17 protein-coding genes are annotated in these 15,669 nt (G+C 57.6%); 10 read left to right on the top strand and 7 right to left on the bottom strand.

Features of this window, described 5'->3' with window-relative positions; genetic code table 11:
- Positions 1–813 carry an exodeoxyribonuclease III gene (gene xthA / locus J1C54_RS14175; protein WP_229149169.1) on the bottom strand — a complete coding sequence of 271 codons (813 nt, stop codon included), beginning with the start codon at positions 811–813 and terminating at the stop codon, positions 1–3.
- A gap of 128 nt (positions 814–941) precedes the next feature.
- Here xthA and J1C54_RS14180 point away from each other — a divergent pair, with 128 nt between their 5' ends.
- From J1C54_RS14180 to J1C54_RS14190, 3 genes are all read left to right on the top strand, one after another.
- Entirely contained in the window at positions 942–1,733 is a 792-nt protein-coding gene (locus tag J1C54_RS14180) for an alpha/beta fold hydrolase (RefSeq protein ID WP_229149172.1), read from the top strand.
- The gene (locus tag J1C54_RS14185; RefSeq protein WP_229149174.1) at positions 1,730–2,575 is read left to right on the top strand and encodes an alpha/beta fold hydrolase; all 846 of its coding nucleotides are present in this window, start codon (positions 1,730–1,732) and stop codon (positions 2,573–2,575) included. The genes J1C54_RS14180 and J1C54_RS14185 overlap by 4 nt, the downstream gene beginning before the upstream one ends.
- A gap of 80 nt (positions 2,576–2,655) precedes the next feature.
- Positions 2,656–3,117, top strand: a complete 462-nt coding sequence (locus J1C54_RS14190; protein ID WP_229149175.1) for a MaoC family dehydratase — start codon at positions 2,656–2,658, stop codon at positions 3,115–3,117.
- Positions 3,118–3,368: 251 nt separating this feature from the next.
- Here J1C54_RS14190 and J1C54_RS14195 read toward each other — a convergent pair whose 3' ends face one another.
- The gene (locus tag J1C54_RS14195; protein ID WP_229149177.1) at positions 3,369–4,556 is read right to left on the bottom strand and encodes a trans-acting enoyl reductase family protein; all 1,188 of its coding nucleotides are present in this window, start codon (positions 4,554–4,556) and stop codon (positions 3,369–3,371) included.
- 82 nt (positions 4,557–4,638) lie between these two features.
- Between J1C54_RS14195 and J1C54_RS14200 the strand changes: the two genes are divergently transcribed.
- Genes J1C54_RS14200 through J1C54_RS14215 form a run of 4 tightly spaced genes read left to right on the top strand, consistent with a single transcriptional unit; the run spans position 4,639 to position 9,081 of the window.
- Positions 4,639–5,583, top strand: coding sequence for a hypothetical protein (locus tag J1C54_RS14200; RefSeq protein WP_229149184.1), 945 nt, complete (start codon positions 4,639–4,641; stop codon positions 5,581–5,583).
- A 30-nt stretch (positions 5,584–5,613) separates the two neighbouring features.
- Positions 5,614–6,729, top strand: a complete 1,116-nt coding sequence (locus tag J1C54_RS14205; protein ID WP_229149187.1) for a diguanylate cyclase domain-containing protein — start codon at positions 5,614–5,616, stop codon at positions 6,727–6,729.
- Entirely contained in the window at positions 6,726–7,244 is a 519-nt protein-coding gene (locus J1C54_RS14210) for a DUF2505 domain-containing protein (RefSeq protein WP_229149189.1), read from the top strand. The genes J1C54_RS14205 and J1C54_RS14210 overlap by 4 nt, the downstream gene beginning before the upstream one ends.
- Before the next feature lie 40 nt (positions 7,245–7,284).
- Complete coding sequence (locus J1C54_RS14215; RefSeq protein ID WP_229149190.1) at positions 7,285–9,081, top strand: acyl-CoA dehydrogenase C-terminal domain-containing protein; 1,797 nt, start codon at positions 7,285–7,287, stop codon at positions 9,079–9,081.
- A gap of 14 nt (positions 9,082–9,095) precedes the next feature.
- Here the strand turns inward: J1C54_RS14215 and J1C54_RS14220 are convergent, their stop codons facing one another.
- On the bottom strand, positions 9,096–9,899 hold the full coding sequence (locus J1C54_RS14220; RefSeq protein WP_229149191.1) for an SDR family oxidoreductase: 804 nt from the start codon (positions 9,897–9,899) through the stop codon (positions 9,096–9,098).
- Positions 9,900–10,064: 165 nt separating this feature from the next.
- Here J1C54_RS14220 and J1C54_RS14225 point away from each other — a divergent pair, with 165 nt between their 5' ends.
- Entirely contained in the window at positions 10,065–10,295 is a 231-nt protein-coding gene (locus J1C54_RS14225) for a hypothetical protein (protein ID WP_229149192.1), read from the top strand.
- A gap of 19 nt (positions 10,296–10,314) precedes the next feature.
- Here the strand turns inward: J1C54_RS14225 and J1C54_RS14230 are convergent, their stop codons facing one another.
- From J1C54_RS14230 to J1C54_RS14245, 4 genes are all read right to left on the bottom strand, one after another.
- Positions 10,315–11,622 (bottom strand): dicarboxylate/amino acid:cation symporter, encoded by a 1,308-nt coding sequence (locus J1C54_RS14230; RefSeq protein WP_229149193.1) that lies wholly within the window; start codon positions 11,620–11,622, stop codon positions 10,315–10,317.
- Positions 11,623–11,675: 53 nt separating this feature from the next.
- Positions 11,676–12,305, bottom strand: a complete 630-nt coding sequence (locus tag J1C54_RS14235; RefSeq protein ID WP_229149195.1) for a hypothetical protein — start codon at positions 12,303–12,305, stop codon at positions 11,676–11,678.
- Positions 12,305–13,591 (bottom strand): ammonium transporter, encoded by a 1,287-nt coding sequence (locus J1C54_RS14240; protein WP_229149197.1) that lies wholly within the window; start codon positions 13,589–13,591, stop codon positions 12,305–12,307. Before J1C54_RS14240 ends, J1C54_RS14235 begins: the two co-directional genes overlap by 1 nt.
- Positions 13,592–13,803: 212 nt before the next feature.
- On the bottom strand, positions 13,804–14,271 hold the full coding sequence (locus tag J1C54_RS14245; RefSeq protein ID WP_229149199.1) for an EVE domain-containing protein: 468 nt from the start codon (positions 14,269–14,271) through the stop codon (positions 13,804–13,806).
- 147 nt (positions 14,272–14,418) lie between these two features.
- Here J1C54_RS14245 and prmB point away from each other — a divergent pair, with 147 nt between their 5' ends.
- Positions 14,419–15,339, top strand: a complete 921-nt coding sequence (gene prmB / locus J1C54_RS14250) for a 50S ribosomal protein L3 N(5)-glutamine methyltransferase (protein WP_229149201.1) — start codon at positions 14,419–14,421, stop codon at positions 15,337–15,339.
- 37 nt (positions 15,340–15,376) lie between these two features.
- Positions 15,377–15,669: chorismate synthase (locus J1C54_RS14255; protein ID WP_229149207.1), on the top strand; the 293-nt coding region annotated here is incomplete at its 3' end.

Genomic DNA, 15,669 nt, shown 5'->3' on the forward strand with positions numbered 1-15,669 from the left:
CTAGTTGAACTCCACCCAGACGGGGCAGTGATCCGATGGCCGCTCCATGGAGCGAATCTCGTAATCAATGCCGGAATCTTTGACTTTGTCTTGCAGGGGCTTGCTGGCGAGGATGCCATCAATGCGCAGGCCCCGGCGTGGCTCCCGTTCGAAGCCCTTGGAGCGATAGTCGAACCAGCTGAACAGCTCGTTACTATCGCCATGGATACGCCGGTAGGTGTCTTCCAGGCCCCAGCCGAGCAGGCGCTGGAACCACTCCCGTTCTTCCGGCAGAAAGCTGGTTTTGCCATCGCGCAGCCAGCGCTTACGGTTGTCTTCACCAATGCCAATATCACAGTCCTGAGCGGAAATATTGAAATCGCCCATGACCACCACGGCATCTTCCGGGCTGTGGTGGTTTTCCAGATAGTGTTGCAGGTCGGCGTAGAACTTTTCCTTGGCAGGAAATTTCACCGGGTGGTCGCGGCTTTCGCCCTGGGGGAAATAGCCGTTCAATACGGTCACCGGTTTGCCGTCCGGGCCTGCCAGCTTGCCGATAATCATGCGTCGTTGGGCGTCTTCCGGATCGCCCGGGAAGCCACGTTGAATATCCAGCAGCGGCTCACGGCTTAGCAGGGCGACGCCGTAATGGCCTTTCTGGCCAAAATAATAGGGGTGATAACCCAGCTCGCGGATGCTGTCTTCGGGGAATTCGGCATCCTGCACCTTGATTTCCTGCAGGCCGATCAGGTCAGGTTGGTAGCTGGCGATCAGTTGCTCAATCTGGTGAGGGCGGGCGCGGATGCCATTGATATTAAAAGAGATCAGTTTCATCGGGCCTCTCGTGTGGGGTGGTGGGCGAGCAGATAAAGACGGCATTGTACATGGTCAGGAGCGGGTCATCTTGCGTCATTGAGGCTTCACTGTGGGACGTCCAGAATAGCCGCCTTACGGAGGACTCCATGCACGCAGATAAACCCGTTCTTGCTTTCGCCCACGCCAATGGTGTGCCCGGCGGCAGCTATGCCAAGTTTCTGGCACCTTTTCAGAAGGACTATCAGGTTCATGCGGTTGACCGCATTGGTCATAACCCGGATTTCCCGGTGGACGCCCATTGGCACGGGCTGTCCCGTGAGCTGGAGGCTTTTCTGGAGCCGCTGGCCAAGCCGCTGGTGGGTATGGGGCATTCGCTGGGTGGGGTGTTGATGTTTACCGTGGCGGCGCGTCGGCCGGAGTGGTTCTCCGCCCTGATTATGCTTGATCCGCCGCTGATAAATGGCTGGCAGCGCTGGCTGTTCAGCCTGGCCGAGTGGACCGGGCAGGGTGATCGCGTCAGTCCGGCGGGCAAGTCCAAGTTCCGCCGCGACCAGTGGCCGAATCGTCAGGAAGTGGATGGTTATTTTTCCCGGCGCGGCTTTTTTCAGAGCTTTGACCCGGATTGCCTGCGTGATTACATCGACTCTGCCGTGCAGTGTGATGAGAACGGCTGTTGCCTGCGCTTCGAGGTGGCGGTGGAGGTGGGTATCTTCCGCACCACGCCACGCGACCTGCACAAGTATCCGCGCCTGGCGGTGCCGGGCATGTTGATTAATGGCAGCGAGAGCGAGTCCATGTTCATCGACTGCGGCCGGCGTCATGTCCGGCGCCACAAAATGGACTGGGGCATGGCTGAGGGTGGCCATATGTTCCCGTTGCAGAAGCCACTACAAACTGCGGCATTGATTCGTGAGCGGCTCAAGGTGTTGCTGCCATGAGCGCCTTGATGGAACGTCGCTTTGATTGCTGGGGGCAGGTGCTGGCTGCGGTGGAAAAGTCAGGAACCGGCATGCCGATTCTGGCCTTGCATGGCTGGCTGGATAATGCGGCTTCATTTTTTCCGTTGATGGAACGTTTGACCAACCCCATGGTGGCGCTGGATTTCTCCGGGCATGGATTGTCGGGCCATCGGCCGGAGCAGGCCGCCACCCACTATGTGGATCATGTCCGTGATGTGCTGGCGGTGGCGGATCAGCTTGGCTGGCGCCAGTTTATTTTGCTCGGCCATTCCATGGGGGCTGGTGTGGCGACCCTGTTTGCCGGTTGTTATCCCCAGCGCGTCAGCAAGCTGGTGCTGATTGAAGGCATTGGCCCGCCAACTTCGTCGGCTAGCGATGTTGCCCAAACCCTGCGCCGGGCCATCGACGATATGCAGGCACTGCCGGCCAAGAAGAAGCCCGTATACGCACATATTGATGATGCGGTTGAGGCGCGTACGCGTGGCTTTGGTGGCCTGTCCCATGACTGCTCCCGATTGCTGTGTGAGCGAGGCCTGATGCCGGTGAGCGACGGCTTTACCTGGCGCGCCGATCCCCGTCTGCGTCTGACTTCATCGTTGCGTCTTACCGAGGAGCAGGTGGAGGGTTTTGCCCGGGCAATTCGCTCGCCGACGTTGCTGCTGGTGGGCGAGCAGGGTATGGGTGGTCAGGGTCATTTCGAGCACCGTTTGGCGTGGGTGGAAGGGCTGCAACTGGCGCGCTTGCCGGGACGCCATCACCTGCACATGGAGTCACCCGTGGAAGTGGCTCAGGTAATTACCGCCTTTCTTGACGACAAGTAAGCCCGCCCTGTCCGCTGTGGTCATGGCGACCAATGGATGGACGGTTATTATCGCTGCAACTGCAAACACGGAGACCGGATATGAAACAGATTGATGCTGCGGAAATGAAGAGCTACGAAGGTCAGGAGCTGGGTGTCTCGGAGTGGTTCCAGATCGATCAGGCTCGCATCAATGCCTTTGCTGACGCGACCCTGGATCACCAGTTTATTCACGTCAACGAGGAGATGGCCAAGCAGACTCCCTTCGGCGGCACCATCGCTCATGGCTATCTGACGGTGTCGTTGCTGCCCTATCTGCAGACCAGCATTGATGGCCTGATTATTCCCAAGGGCCTGAAAATGGGCATGAACTATGGTTTTGACAAGCTGCGCTTTATGGCGCCGGTGAAGGTCAACAGCCGGGTACGCGCTAAGGCCAAGCTGATCAGCGCGGAGGAAAGAAAGCCGGGGCAGTGGCTGCTCAAGTTTGAATACACCATCGAGATCGAAGGCGAGAGCAAGCCGGCGGTGGTGGCGGAATGGTTGTTGATGTATTTCGTTTGAGCAGGATAAGCCATTCGTTGAATAACGTAGGATGCCAGGCAGCAGTAGCCATCAGGCTTTGCCGGGAACCTCGTCAACAGGGATGTTGACGAAGAGCCTACATGGACGTATTCACGGCGTTTCCCGGCAAAGCCTGATGGCTACTGCTGCCGGGTAGATGGCACGCAAGCGTCCCCCTGATGCACCAAGCGATTATCGCGGAGCGACTGCATCAGGGAAACGGCGGAAAACGCCTGCACCAAACTAAGCTGTCAAAGCTCCCTGAAAGTCATCCCCGCTGCCTGCAACCGCTCGATCAAACGATCCTCGCAAGCCATCATCGGCGTCAGCACACCCGCACGCTTGGGCTGATCCTTGTCCAGCGCCAGACACATGGCCGTCTCGGCCAGCATCTTCGCCGTTTCACTGTAGCCCGGATCACCACCGGCCACTTCGCACATCACCTGCTCACCGCCACTGCGGGCGCGAAACTGCACCTTGAACCAGCTTTTTTCGCGCTTTTCCGCCGACGGACCATCGCCCGACTGGCGATACTCAAGCAGCTTGTTGCGCAGTGGTTTGATCTGAGCGGCTAGCACCAGACCACCGATGGCAGCCATGCCACCCACCATTTTTGGCAAGGTTTTGCCGGCCACATAGTGGCCATAGCGGAAATCTGGGCCGTAGCCATCTACCGCTCTGGCGGAGCGCACCACCATAAACGGATCCACGGTTGGCATGGGCGCCAGCCAACCGCCCAATTCAGCATCGTGCTTGGGGCGCATCGGCAAAACCCGCGCAGTTTTCGGGTACTCGTGATCCAGCGCCATGCGTGCATGCTTCATGGCAAAACGGTTTTCCGTCGGTCGCCCCATGGCGGTGATGGCGGATTGCCAGGTACCGCCGGAGAAGGTGCCAGCGGCACTGACCACGCCTTCCATGGTGACTTGACCATTAATCTGGCCGCCCAGCTTTTTCGCCAGTGCGCGTACGGTGAATAGCGCTCCAGCATCGTGGGGAATAGAGTCGAAGCCACAGGCATTGACGATAGCGGCTCCGGTCCTGCGGGCGCTGGCGTGATAACGGGTCATGCTGTTGCAGACAAATTCTGGCTCGCCGGTGAGATCGCAGTAGTGGGTGCCATTATCGGCGCAGGCGCGCACCAGACCTTCGCCGTAGAACACATAGGGGCCTACGGTGGTGATCACCACCTTGCTGAGCTGAGCCATATTGTCCAGGCTGGCCTGATCGTCCACGTCCGCCTGGATGAGCTCCGGCAGGTTGTTCGCGCCGGCAGCACTTAACCGGTCGCGGACCGATTCCAGCTTGCTCAGGTTTCGACCAGCCAGAGCCCAGGGAGCGTCGGCAGGCATGTGGCTGGCCAGATAATCGGCACACAGGCCACCGGTAAATCCGGTGGCGCCAAAAAGTGTCAGGCTGTATTTGCGAGGCTGGGTCATACTGATACCCTTTGGTCCATTGAGAAACACGCAGTCTACCCAGCTTCGTGCTGGTTGACACGCATTGACCGGAATCTGTCTGATGTTGAATCGTTCACGCCGCTGGCTGCGCCAGTTGGCGCACAACCGCTCTGCTATCCGCCGAGATATCGTGCTGGGCCTGAGTCATGCCAGCTCGCTGCCATTTACCGTGTTCCCGCTTCGCCACGAGCCGACGGTGCGCTCCGAGCTTGATCCGCGTAGCTATAACAGCACCGGCGATATGCTCAATTCTCTTGGTCAGCTGATTATTCCCGCGCAACGGGATTCTGCCAGTCAGGGCACGCTGGTGGTCAGGCCTCAGCGGGTGACCAGAGAAGAGCATAGCTCGCGCTGGTTTTTTATTAATGGCATGGGGACCGCGCCGCCGGTGGCATTGCTTAATGCCAGCGAGATTGCGCGAATTTTCCAGCGTCCGGTACATCTGATTCATACCCCGACCTGGGGATTGGCCCGTGATGTTATGCAATCTGTTACCGCACGGACCCTGCGCAAGGACGGCAAGCTGTCCCGCCCGGCGGTATACGTGGTGCAGGAAGCGTTGGAAAAACACGACCGGGTGGTGCTGTTCTGCCATTCGCAGGGCACAATTGTGGCCAGCTACATCGTGCGTAAACTGTTGCGCCACGCGTCCACCCGTGATCTGGTGAAAAAGCTCGAGCTGTACTGTATCGGTGGGGTGGCGGATAGCCTGGAGGTAGATTACGAACTATCCCGTGACGCCGGCCATCCGGTGCCCTATGTCGAACATTTCGCCAATGGTCGGGATTACTTTTCCGAAACCGGTGTGCTGTCCCATCTGGATAGCACGGCGGGTACGGTATTCTGTGTGCCGGAGCGCACGGGGCACCTGCTTAACGAGCACTATCTTGCGGGAATTGCCCGTGGCGACTACTGTAACCGTAGTTCCAGACTTTACCGTTATGTTCGTGGCCGGGAGCCAGGCGAGCAGGACTACATGCCAATTCAGCCGGGGGAGCAGTTGTGATTCCTCCAGCCCTGTCAGGGTTATAACAAGATGACTGATAAAGCCCAGGGGCAGGGAAAGCCGCGTCTAATCATGGTGGATGACTCCAAAGTGATGCGCAGTGCCGCCACTAAAATGCTCGGCGAGCGTTTTGATGTGGTGGTAGCCGAGAATGGCCAGGAAGGTTGGAAGCAAATTCGTACTGACCAGCAGATCCAGGTGGTATTTTCGGATCTTTCCATGCCGGAACTGGATGGTTACGGGTTACTGGAGAAAATCCGCACCTGTGATGATCCCGGTATCGCCGGTATGCCGGTCATTATCGTTACCGGCGCAGAAAATGATGAAGCTGCGCGGGAAAAAGCCCTCGACATGGGCGCCACTGATTTTATTACCAAGCCATTTAACTCAACTGACTTGCTGGCCCGGGCAACCGCCCATGCCAACTATCAGCGTGAGCGTAAGGCGTTGGCGCAACAGAGCACGATTGATCCGCTTACCGGTCTTGGCAATCAACTTTACTTTAATGGCCGCCTGAAGCAGGAGCTGGCGTTTGCTGCCCGTCAGGGACATAGCGTATCGCTGGTACGCGCTGATGTGGATGCGTTTAATAAACTGTTTATCAAGGTTGGCAAGGAAGCGGCGGATGCCGTGCTCAAGGATGTTGCCAAGGTGATGAGCGGTTTGATTCGCAAGGAAGATACAGCCGCCCGTATTGGTTTGTCCCAGTTCGCCGTATTGCTGCCTACGGCGGATGCTGCGGGTGCGGCGATTTTTGCTAATCGTTTGTGCCGATTGGTGCGTGAATCCGCCACTGATTACAAGGGCCACCGTCTGGCTGTTACTCTGTCGATTGGCGTGCTTTGTCCGGAGTCACACCCTGGTGCCACGCCGCGTTCGGTTATCGAAGAAGCTAATTTAGTGCTCAAGGCGGCGGTTGACGCTGGCGGCAATATGGTTATGACGGAAGCTGAGCTGCGCGAGAAGACAGCTCTGCCGTCTTCGCCACAGCCGCCGTCTGAAGGGGCGCTGCGCAGTGCACCAATGAATGTGGAAAAGGCTTTGGCTCTGCTGGCGGAGGGTAAAGACGATACGGTGCGCCCCCATTTGTCTGCCCTCAAGGCTCGACTGATGCCGCTGCTTAAGTTGATGCAGGAAAAGTCGTGAAGGTAGAGCGTTATCAGGATTATCCGCTGGCCGCGGAAAAGTTGCTGGAAGTACTAACCGATCGCAGGTTTTTCGAAGCTCGGCATACCATGTCCGGTGCGGCGGAGTTCCATTTCGATGCTTTTGGCGAGCAGCACGATGGCTTCTTGATTCGGATTTTGCGCGATATCGATATCCCCATGGACAAGGTGCCGTCCTTTGCTCGCCGCTTTATCGGTAACAACAAAACACTGGTTCAGGAGTTTCTCTGGGTTGAGCGCAAGCGTCAGCCCTACCGGGCCCATTATCGATTTGCCCTCGGCAAAGTGCCGGTGGAGGTCCACGGTGCGGTGACTATCACCGAACGTGACGGCATGGCTCAGCAGCACATGCTGGTGGAGGTGCACAGCACCGTGCCATTGATTGGCAGCAAGCTGGCGGCCATGGTGGGTGAGCGTGTCGACAAGGCGCTGGACTCCGATTATCGCGCCACCCTCAAGTACCTGCGGCAGCAGGGACTGATCAGCGAGTCCTGAAAGACCAACATTTTTCTAATCCTGCATGGGGTAGATAATCATGCCGCAGTACAAGGCACCGCTTCGCGAAATCCGTTTTCTGGTTCACAACGTTCTCGATTTTCCTGCCCACTATGCGGCTTCCGGTCATGCGGAAGTCGGTGCTGACCTGATTGATCCGGTGCTTGAGGAAGCGGCCCGTTTCTGTGAGAACGTGCTGGCTCCCAGCTATCGTGATGGCGATGAAATTGGCACCCATCTGGTCGACGGACGGGTCAAGACACCGGATTCCTACAAGGCTGCCTGGCGCGGCCTGACCGAGGGTCAGTGGGCCGGCATCAGCAGTGATCCGGAGCTTGGTGGCCAGGGTTTGCCGCATAGCCTTGGGATGATCTTCCACGACATGGCAGAGTCCGCCAATCAGCCCTGGTGCGCACTTTTCACACTGACGCAGGGTGCCGTACGTGCCATTGAGGCGCATGCCGATGACTCCCTGAAGCAGAAATATTTGCCGCGTATGATTGCCGGGGAGTGGACCGGCTCGATGATGCTCACTGAGGCTCACGCCGGCTCTGATCTGGGCTTGTTGCGCACCCGTGCCGAGCCTGCCGATGATGGCAGCTACCGTATTACCGGGGAGAAAATTTTTATCACCTGGGCGGATCAGGACATCACCGACAACATTATTCATCTGGTGCTGGCCAAACTGCCCGACGCCCCGGCTGGCCCGAAAGGTATTTCCCTGTTTCTGGTGCCGCAGGTGCTGGTTGATGAGCAGGGTAATCTGGGCAAACGCAACAGCGTAAGCGTTGCCAAGATTGAAGAGAAAATGGGCCTGAAATCGTCGCCCACCGGGGTAATTAATCTGGATGGTGCTGTTGGCTGGCTGGTTGGCAAGCCGCATAACGGTTTGGCGGCCATGTTTACCATGATGAACTGTGCCCGCCTTGATGTGGCTTTTGAAGGGATGAGCCTGGCGGAGCTGTCCCGTCAGGGAGCGGTGGAATATGCTCGCGAGCGTCTGCAAATGCGGGCCCCGTCAGGTGCGGTATATCCCGACAAGCCGGCGGACCCGATCATCGTTCATCCTGATGTGCGGCGCATGCTGCTGACCCAGAAAGCGCTGGTAGAGGGATGCCGGATGTTGGGTTATTTCACAGCAATGCAGCTTGATACATCGCTGCATGGTGAAGGTGAAGCCCAGCAGAAGGCGGATCAGCTGGTGGCGTTGCTAACGCCAATCTGCAAGGGGTTTTTTACCGAGCGCGGCAGTGAAGTGGCTGATCTGGGTATCCAGTGCTTTGGCGGACATGGCTATATTCGCGAGCACGGTATGGAGCAAATCGCCCGTGATGTGCGTATTACCCGAATCTATGAAGGCACCAATGGTATTCAGGCTATTGACCTGATGCGTCGCAAGGTCATCGGCTCCGACCGACGTCTGCTGGATCTGCTGCTTGAACAGATCAATAGTTTCTGTGCGGCCAATGCCAATCATCAACAAGCCGGCGAACTGGTCGGCAAGGCCGCTGCCGTGGCAGCACAATGGAGTGAGTTGACCGATCAGCTAATTGCCGGTGGTCGGCTTGATCCGGCCCTGCCCATGTCCGCGGCATTTGAGTACATGGAATACTCGGGCTATGCCTGTCTGGCCTGGTGCTGGGCAAAGATGGCGGTGGTGGCTGCCGATATGCTGGCGGCGGGGCAGGGTGACGCGGCCTTCCTGCAGTCTCGTCTGGAGACGGCCAAGTTCTATATGGCGCGGGTATTGCCACGCACAGAGTCTTTGCGCGCCAGCATGATGGCCGGCCCGGAAACCCTGTCCGGGATGGAGGATGAACAGTTCTTTATGCCGTAACAGGCAGTGGGTGATTAGCGCCGCAGCTTTTTGCCCAGCGCTTCCATGGACTGAAAGAACTTCTCCGGGAACCAGCGTTTTTCCCGCCAGGCTTTTTTAGCGGGCTTGTGCGGAATAACCAGAAACTCTTTTTTGTTGACCGCCTTCCAGATCGCCACCGCGATCTGTTCGGCGGTCATGTCGTTGTTTTCCAGTAAACGCTCAAAGCGGGCCCGGGTTACCGGGTCCGGCGTGCGCAGGGACTCGCCGAGGTTGGTGCGGAAGAATGATGGGCACACCACCGTAACCTGAATATTCAGCGGTGCCAGCTCACTGCGCAGTGTTTCCGACAGGCTCACCACGCCGGCTTTGGCAACGTTGTAGCTGGCCATGCCCGGCGGTGGAGTTAGCCCGGCCATGGAAGCAATGTTGACGATCTGACCGAAGCCCTGACGCTTCATCTCGGTGATCGCCATACGGCTACCGCGGACAACGCCCATCAGGTTGATGTCCAGCAACCAATGCCAGTCATCATCGCCGAGAGACTCAAATAGACCGGCACCCGCTACACCGGCATTGTTGATCATCACATCCAGCCGACCCCAGCGCCGCGCCACCCTCTGGACAGCGTTTCGCAGGTCTTTTTCGTCGCGCACGTCACAGCGCGTGAACATGCAGTCCACGCCCTGTTCGGCCAGCGCCTGACGTGCCTGTTCACCACGGGCATCATGGATGTCGGCAATGGCGACCCGGTAATGGCGGTTACCAGCTTCACGAGCCAAGGCCAGGCCCAGGCCACTGGCCCCACCGGTGATCAATACTGTTCGTGTCTCAGCCAACTGCGCTCCCCGGGGCTGGTGGACAAGGGTCGGAAGTGTGCCGTAATGCCCCCCGGCAGGCCAAGCTCGTCGGGGTCAAAATAATTTGTGAACAGGTGTTGACTAATGTTCATGTCAGATATATTGTGCACACATGTTCACAAGTTAACAGCAAGGAGATACACCATGAATAACCTCAAGGCAAAGACAATCGGCCGTGATCTGGTGGAACTGGTACTGCTGTCATTGGCGCTGGTTTCTCTGATGGTTCTGCTGCAGGGCGAGCCTGACTTCCTGCGCATCCCGCTGATGCTGGGTCTTGCTCTGGCCATTCCGTCAGTCGCTAGCGCCGCCATCAAGCTGCGCCGCGACCTGCAGGATAGCTGGCACAACGACGATCACCACCATCACGCCTGAAAACGATTAGCGGGGGTAGCTACTGCCCCCGCTGATTGATCTGGTGACGCTGCTCCATCTCACTAACCGGTACATCAAGAATCCCTTCTTCGCCCTCGCTACGGCCGATAATCACCGCGCCAACGCTATCCCCCCATATATTCACTGCTGTGCGTGCCATGTCCAGAAGCCGGTCTGTGGCCAGAATCAGGCCAATGGCTTCTGCCGGCAGGCCAACGGTGGTCAGAATCAGGGTAATCGCCACCAGGCTGGCGGATGGAATGCCGGCCACGCCAATGGATGTCAGAATCGCCACCACCACAATCAATGCCTGACTGCCAAGGCTCAGGTCCATGCCGTAGGCCTGGGCAATAAAAAGCACCGCAGCACATTCATACAGGGCGGTGCCGTCCATATTGACGGTGGCGCCGAGCGGTAAAACGAAACTGGTAGTGCGGTTGGACACTCCGGCGCGCTGTTCCGTGCACTCCATGGTTAAGGGCAGGGTGGCGGAGGAGCTGGCACTGGAGAAAGCGGTCAGTAGCGCGGGCGTCATGGCCTGAATATGTCGCCCCGGCGAGCGTCGTGCCAGTAGCCGGATCAGGATGGGCAGCACAACGAAGGCGTGAATAAAAAGTGCAATCAGTACGGTGAAGAAAAACCAGGCTAGCGGTTCGATGGCGTCATAACCGGTTTGCGTTACCGTGCGGGCGATCAGCGCATATACGCCAATCGGTGCGAAGCGCACGATAAACAGGGTGATGGCGACCATGGTTTCATAAAAGCCGACGATCACTTGCTTGAGTGTTTCCGCAGCCTGTCCCTGCTGATTGCGCAGGAACATGCCAAACAGAATGGAAAATACGATCAGGCCAAGCAGCTGTCCCTCAGCTCCAGCCTGAATAATGTTCGGCGGGAAAAGCTGCAGAATAATTCCGGCAAAGTCGCCCGCGCCACGTTCTGCCATACCGGCCACCACCGCATCCGTCTGAGTGGCCAGACCAAGGCGCTCGCCTGCCGGTTGACCGTCAATGATGCCCGGTGTCATGACATTGAACAGCACTAGTGCCGTCAGCACCGCCAATGTGGTGGTGGCGAAGTACCAGGTCAGTGTTTTGATGCCCAATCGACCAAGATCACGGCCACCGGCCATATTGATCATGGCGGCAATCAGCGCACTGGTGATCAGTGGCACCACTACCATTTTCAGGGCGTTGATAAACAGGCTGCCGACAATGTCGTGAATGGCAAGCAACTGAATGCCGAACAAACGGGTGTCCGCGCTAGTCAGCGCACCCACTACGGCGCCAAGAATCAGAGCGATAAAGATCTGATTGTGAAAACGCAATGTATGCCTCCTGATCGACTTGCCATCCCTGGCCATGATGTCGCAACAGATGGCTAGAGAAGCTGACTGATAGCTCGCGCCAGCGTGGGATTGTTTTCCTGGGCCAAATTCGCAGCCCGCGCTAGCAGGCGGTCTGCTTCAACCGGACCAACCCGCTCGCAGAGTACCACATAGCAGCGATTAACGATGGCTCGCAACAATGCCGTATCACATTGAACAGGCTGCAATGTGTCCTTGTCACCAAGCCAGCGTTGCAGTGCCACCAGCAGGGACTTGGGCAGCTTGCGCACGTCGAGACTGGCCAGCATATCCAGTCGCATATGGTATTGGGTGTCTTTCGGCATAACCTCAAACAGGGCAAGCATCAGGGCGCTGAATCCAGAGCCTTCATTGCTATCATTAGCCGCAGGAGCAGTGCTTTGCCGGTGCTGCAATGGGTCCGGTAACAGGGAATTGGCGGGCATGCTCAATGCTTGCACCAGACTGAGCAGAATGTCCGCACGGCGACTACGCAGATCCGCATCTTTACATAACTCTGCAACAAAGCGCTGCAGAGTAAAACGTGGTGCGTTAGCGAAATGACTTTCCCAATGCATCAGAGCGTCAAGCAGTGCGTCATCATCCATGTACGGCTTCAGACCGGTATATATAGCGCGGCGACGCAGGGCAATATCGTTACTCATTAGCGGGTCTCCACGTCGGTAGCCCGGGCCGCAGTGTAGGCAGTGTCTACGGGGAACTCCGGGTAGCCGATTTCGGCGTGCTCACTGAGGTCAAGGCCCCGTTGCTCGTGGATGGCGCTGGCGCGCAAGCCAACAAACGCTGCGATCAGCAGATAAAGTACGAAGGCACAGACAAAGGCCCAGGCGAAGGCACTGATAACACCAATCAGCTGGACAAGAATGATGGTGCTATTGAATGGATCGTCGATAAAGAAGATGCCAGCAGCCAAGGTTCCCCAGGCGCCGGCGAAACCGTGCACAGCTACTGCACCAACCACATCGTCGAGTTTCATTTTCAGCAGTAGCTGTTGGCCAAATACACAAACCACTCCGGCAATCAGCCCCGTCAGTAGCGCATAGCCGGGTGACATGGTGGCACAGCCGGCAGTGATGCCAACCAGACCGGCAAGGCTGCCATTAACGGTTTCGGTGAGCAGCACGGCACGGCCTCGTATGGCGGACAGCAGCACCGTCGCTACTGCACCCGCAGCGGCAGCAAGCTGGGTGTTAAGGTTGATCAGTCCGATATCCACTGAGGCCGCCAGTGTTGAGCCGCCGTTGAAACCGAACCAGCCGAACCAGAGAATAAATCCACCCAGCGCCACCAGTGTCAGGTTGTGGCCACGGATTTCGCGCGGCTCACCACGAGAGCTGAAGCGACCCAGACGGGGGCCCACCACGATGATGCCGGCCAGAGCGCACCAGGCACCGATGGAGTGCACCACGGTGGATCCGGCAAAGTCGATAAAGCCCATCTTGGCCAGCCAGCCATCACTGTTCCAGACCCAGCTACCGAACACCGGATAGATCAGGCCGCAGATTACAAATGCACCAATCAGGTAGGCGTTATAGCGGGTGCGCTCTGCCATGGCTCCACTGGCAATGGTGCATGCAGTGGCGGCAAACATTGCCTGGAATAACAGCACACCCCAGGTCATGGGCTCTGCTTCATTTGGGAAGAATCCGTCTGTTCCGAACCAGCCGCTGCTGTTGGTGCCAAACATCAGGCCGTAACCGACGGCCCAGAAAATCAGCGTGCCGACGCACAGGTCCATATAGTTTTTCATGGCCACATTGAGGGAGTTTTTTGATCGAGACATGCCCGATTCAAGTAGGGCGAAGCCCGCCTGCATGAGGAAAACCAATGCAGCCGCAGTTGCCAGCCAGACCATGTTGATGGCATCACTACCTTCGTCCGCAAAAGCGGCGGCGGGGAAAGTACAAAGCAATAAGAGTAAGGGGCGCATTTCCGCAGATCCTGTCGATGAGCGCGCGTCCCGCGCAGGAAAGGATGTCCTGCGCTATGTAAAGCAACCGCCGTGCCAATTCCCATTAAATTTTATGACTGTGTGCAAGTCAGCGGGGTTTAATTATGTGCAAGGGCAAAGTGCCATCACAAAAATGGTGCGATGACTTTTAATCGCGCACCAAGAGGGAACGGGTTGCTTTTCTGCGCACTTTAATCGTGCGGCAGGCGGCAGGCTTTAACAATTCGTTGGAAACAGTGTTGCGGAACATGCTGTACAGAAAGTCGACTGCGGTTAACTAACTCCATGTGTGAGTAACTCGGATCTTCCTTAATGCTCTTTAGTGGCAGTGTGCGGGCAAAGCTTTCCTGCCAAACGATGTCTACCAGCACCCAGCGGGGATTGTCTGGCGACGATTTCGGGTCAAAGTAGGGAGACTGGGGATCGAATTGGCTTGGGTCGGCTTTGGCTTTGTCGACCACTTTTGCAAGGCCTGCTACGGCTGGTACGGAGCAGCTGGAGTGATAGATCAAAACCTGATCACCTGCTTGGACTTCGTCTCGCAGTCTATTGCGAGCCTGATAGTTGCGGATGCCCTCCCAGCCGCAGCGACCTTCGCGTTTCAGGTCGTCAATGCTGTAGGTGTCGGGCTCGGTTTTGAATAGCCAGTATTGGGGCATGTGGATTCCTGCAAAGCGGTTCGCCGGTAGCCAGTCTATTATGGCGCCCTGGCAGCGCTCCTACGAGGGCCAAACTATGGTAGCCTTTCGCGCCTGATAAAGGAGCCTTCCGGCATGCCGCCCAAGCTCCGCCCGACGGAATAACACATGATTTCTGAAGCTGAATTTGCCCAGGCTGTGGCCACCCTGCAAACCCCCCGTGACTGCCTGCGCTGGGCGGAAACCGCCATGCGCCGACATGGCAGTTTTCTTGGCCACGGCACGGATGATTACTGGGACGAGGGCCTGTCACTGATGCTGCATGTGCTGTCCCTGCCGTGGGACAGCGATCCTCGTCTGCTGGAGGCACGCTTGCTGCCGTTGGAGGTGGAGCAGTTTGCTGGTCTGCTGCGTCGTCGGGTCAACGACCGGGTGCCGGCAGCCTATCTGACCGGCAAGGCCTGGTTTTGTGGTTTCGAGTTTGTGGTTGATGGCCGGGTACTGATTCCTCGCTCACCCATTGCGGAGTTGATTGAACAGCGTTTTGAGCCCTGGCTGGATCCGGAGCGGGTCAGCAGGGTGCTTGACCTTTGCACCGGTAGCGGCTGTATTGCCATTGCCTGTGCGGCGGCTTTTCCCGCTGCGCTAGTGGACGCCAGTGATATTTCTGACGATGCGCTGGCAGTGTGCCGCGAGAATATCGAGCTGCATGGTGTGGATCAGCAGGTGCGAGCCTTGCAGGGTGACGGCCTCAGTGCGGTGGAAGGTCGCTACGACCTGATTGTTTGCAATCCGCCCTATGTGGACGCCACGGATATGGCCAGCCTGCCGGCGGAGTATCGCCATGAGCCGGGACTTGCCCTGGCTTCGGGTGAGGACGGCTTGGACTTTACCCGCAAGCTATTGGCCGGTGCGGCCGAGCATCTCACCCCGGAGGGCATCCTGGTGGTGGAAGTGGGCAATAGTCAGGCAGCGGTGGAGTTGAACTGGCCTGAAGTGCCGTTTACCTGGCTGGATTTCGAGCGTGGCGGGCAGGGCGTATTCCTGCTTACCCGCGCCCAGTTGGAACAACATAGCGACCTTTTCTGAATTTTTGCAGCGTCCTCTCGACGCGAAGGACTTCATCATGGCAGGCAACAGCTTCGGCGAAATCTTCCGCATCACCACCTTCGGTGAGTCCCATGGCCCGGCGCTTGGTGCCATTGTTGACGGGTGTCCGCCGGGGCTGGAAATCAGTGAAGAGGATCTGCAGGTCGAGTTGGACCGGCGCAAGCCTGGTACCAGCCGTTACACCACCCAGCGACGGGAGCCGGATCAGGTCAGAATTCTGTCCGGGGTGTTTGAGGGCAAAACCACAGGTTGTCCTATTGGCCTGCTGATTGAAAACACGGATCAAAAATCCAAGGACTACGGCGAGAT

Origin of the sequence: Alcanivorax sp. 1008 (assembly GCF_020667895.1) — a bacterium.
Lineage (GTDB): Bacteria > Pseudomonadota > Gammaproteobacteria > Pseudomonadales > Alcanivoracaceae > PGZG01.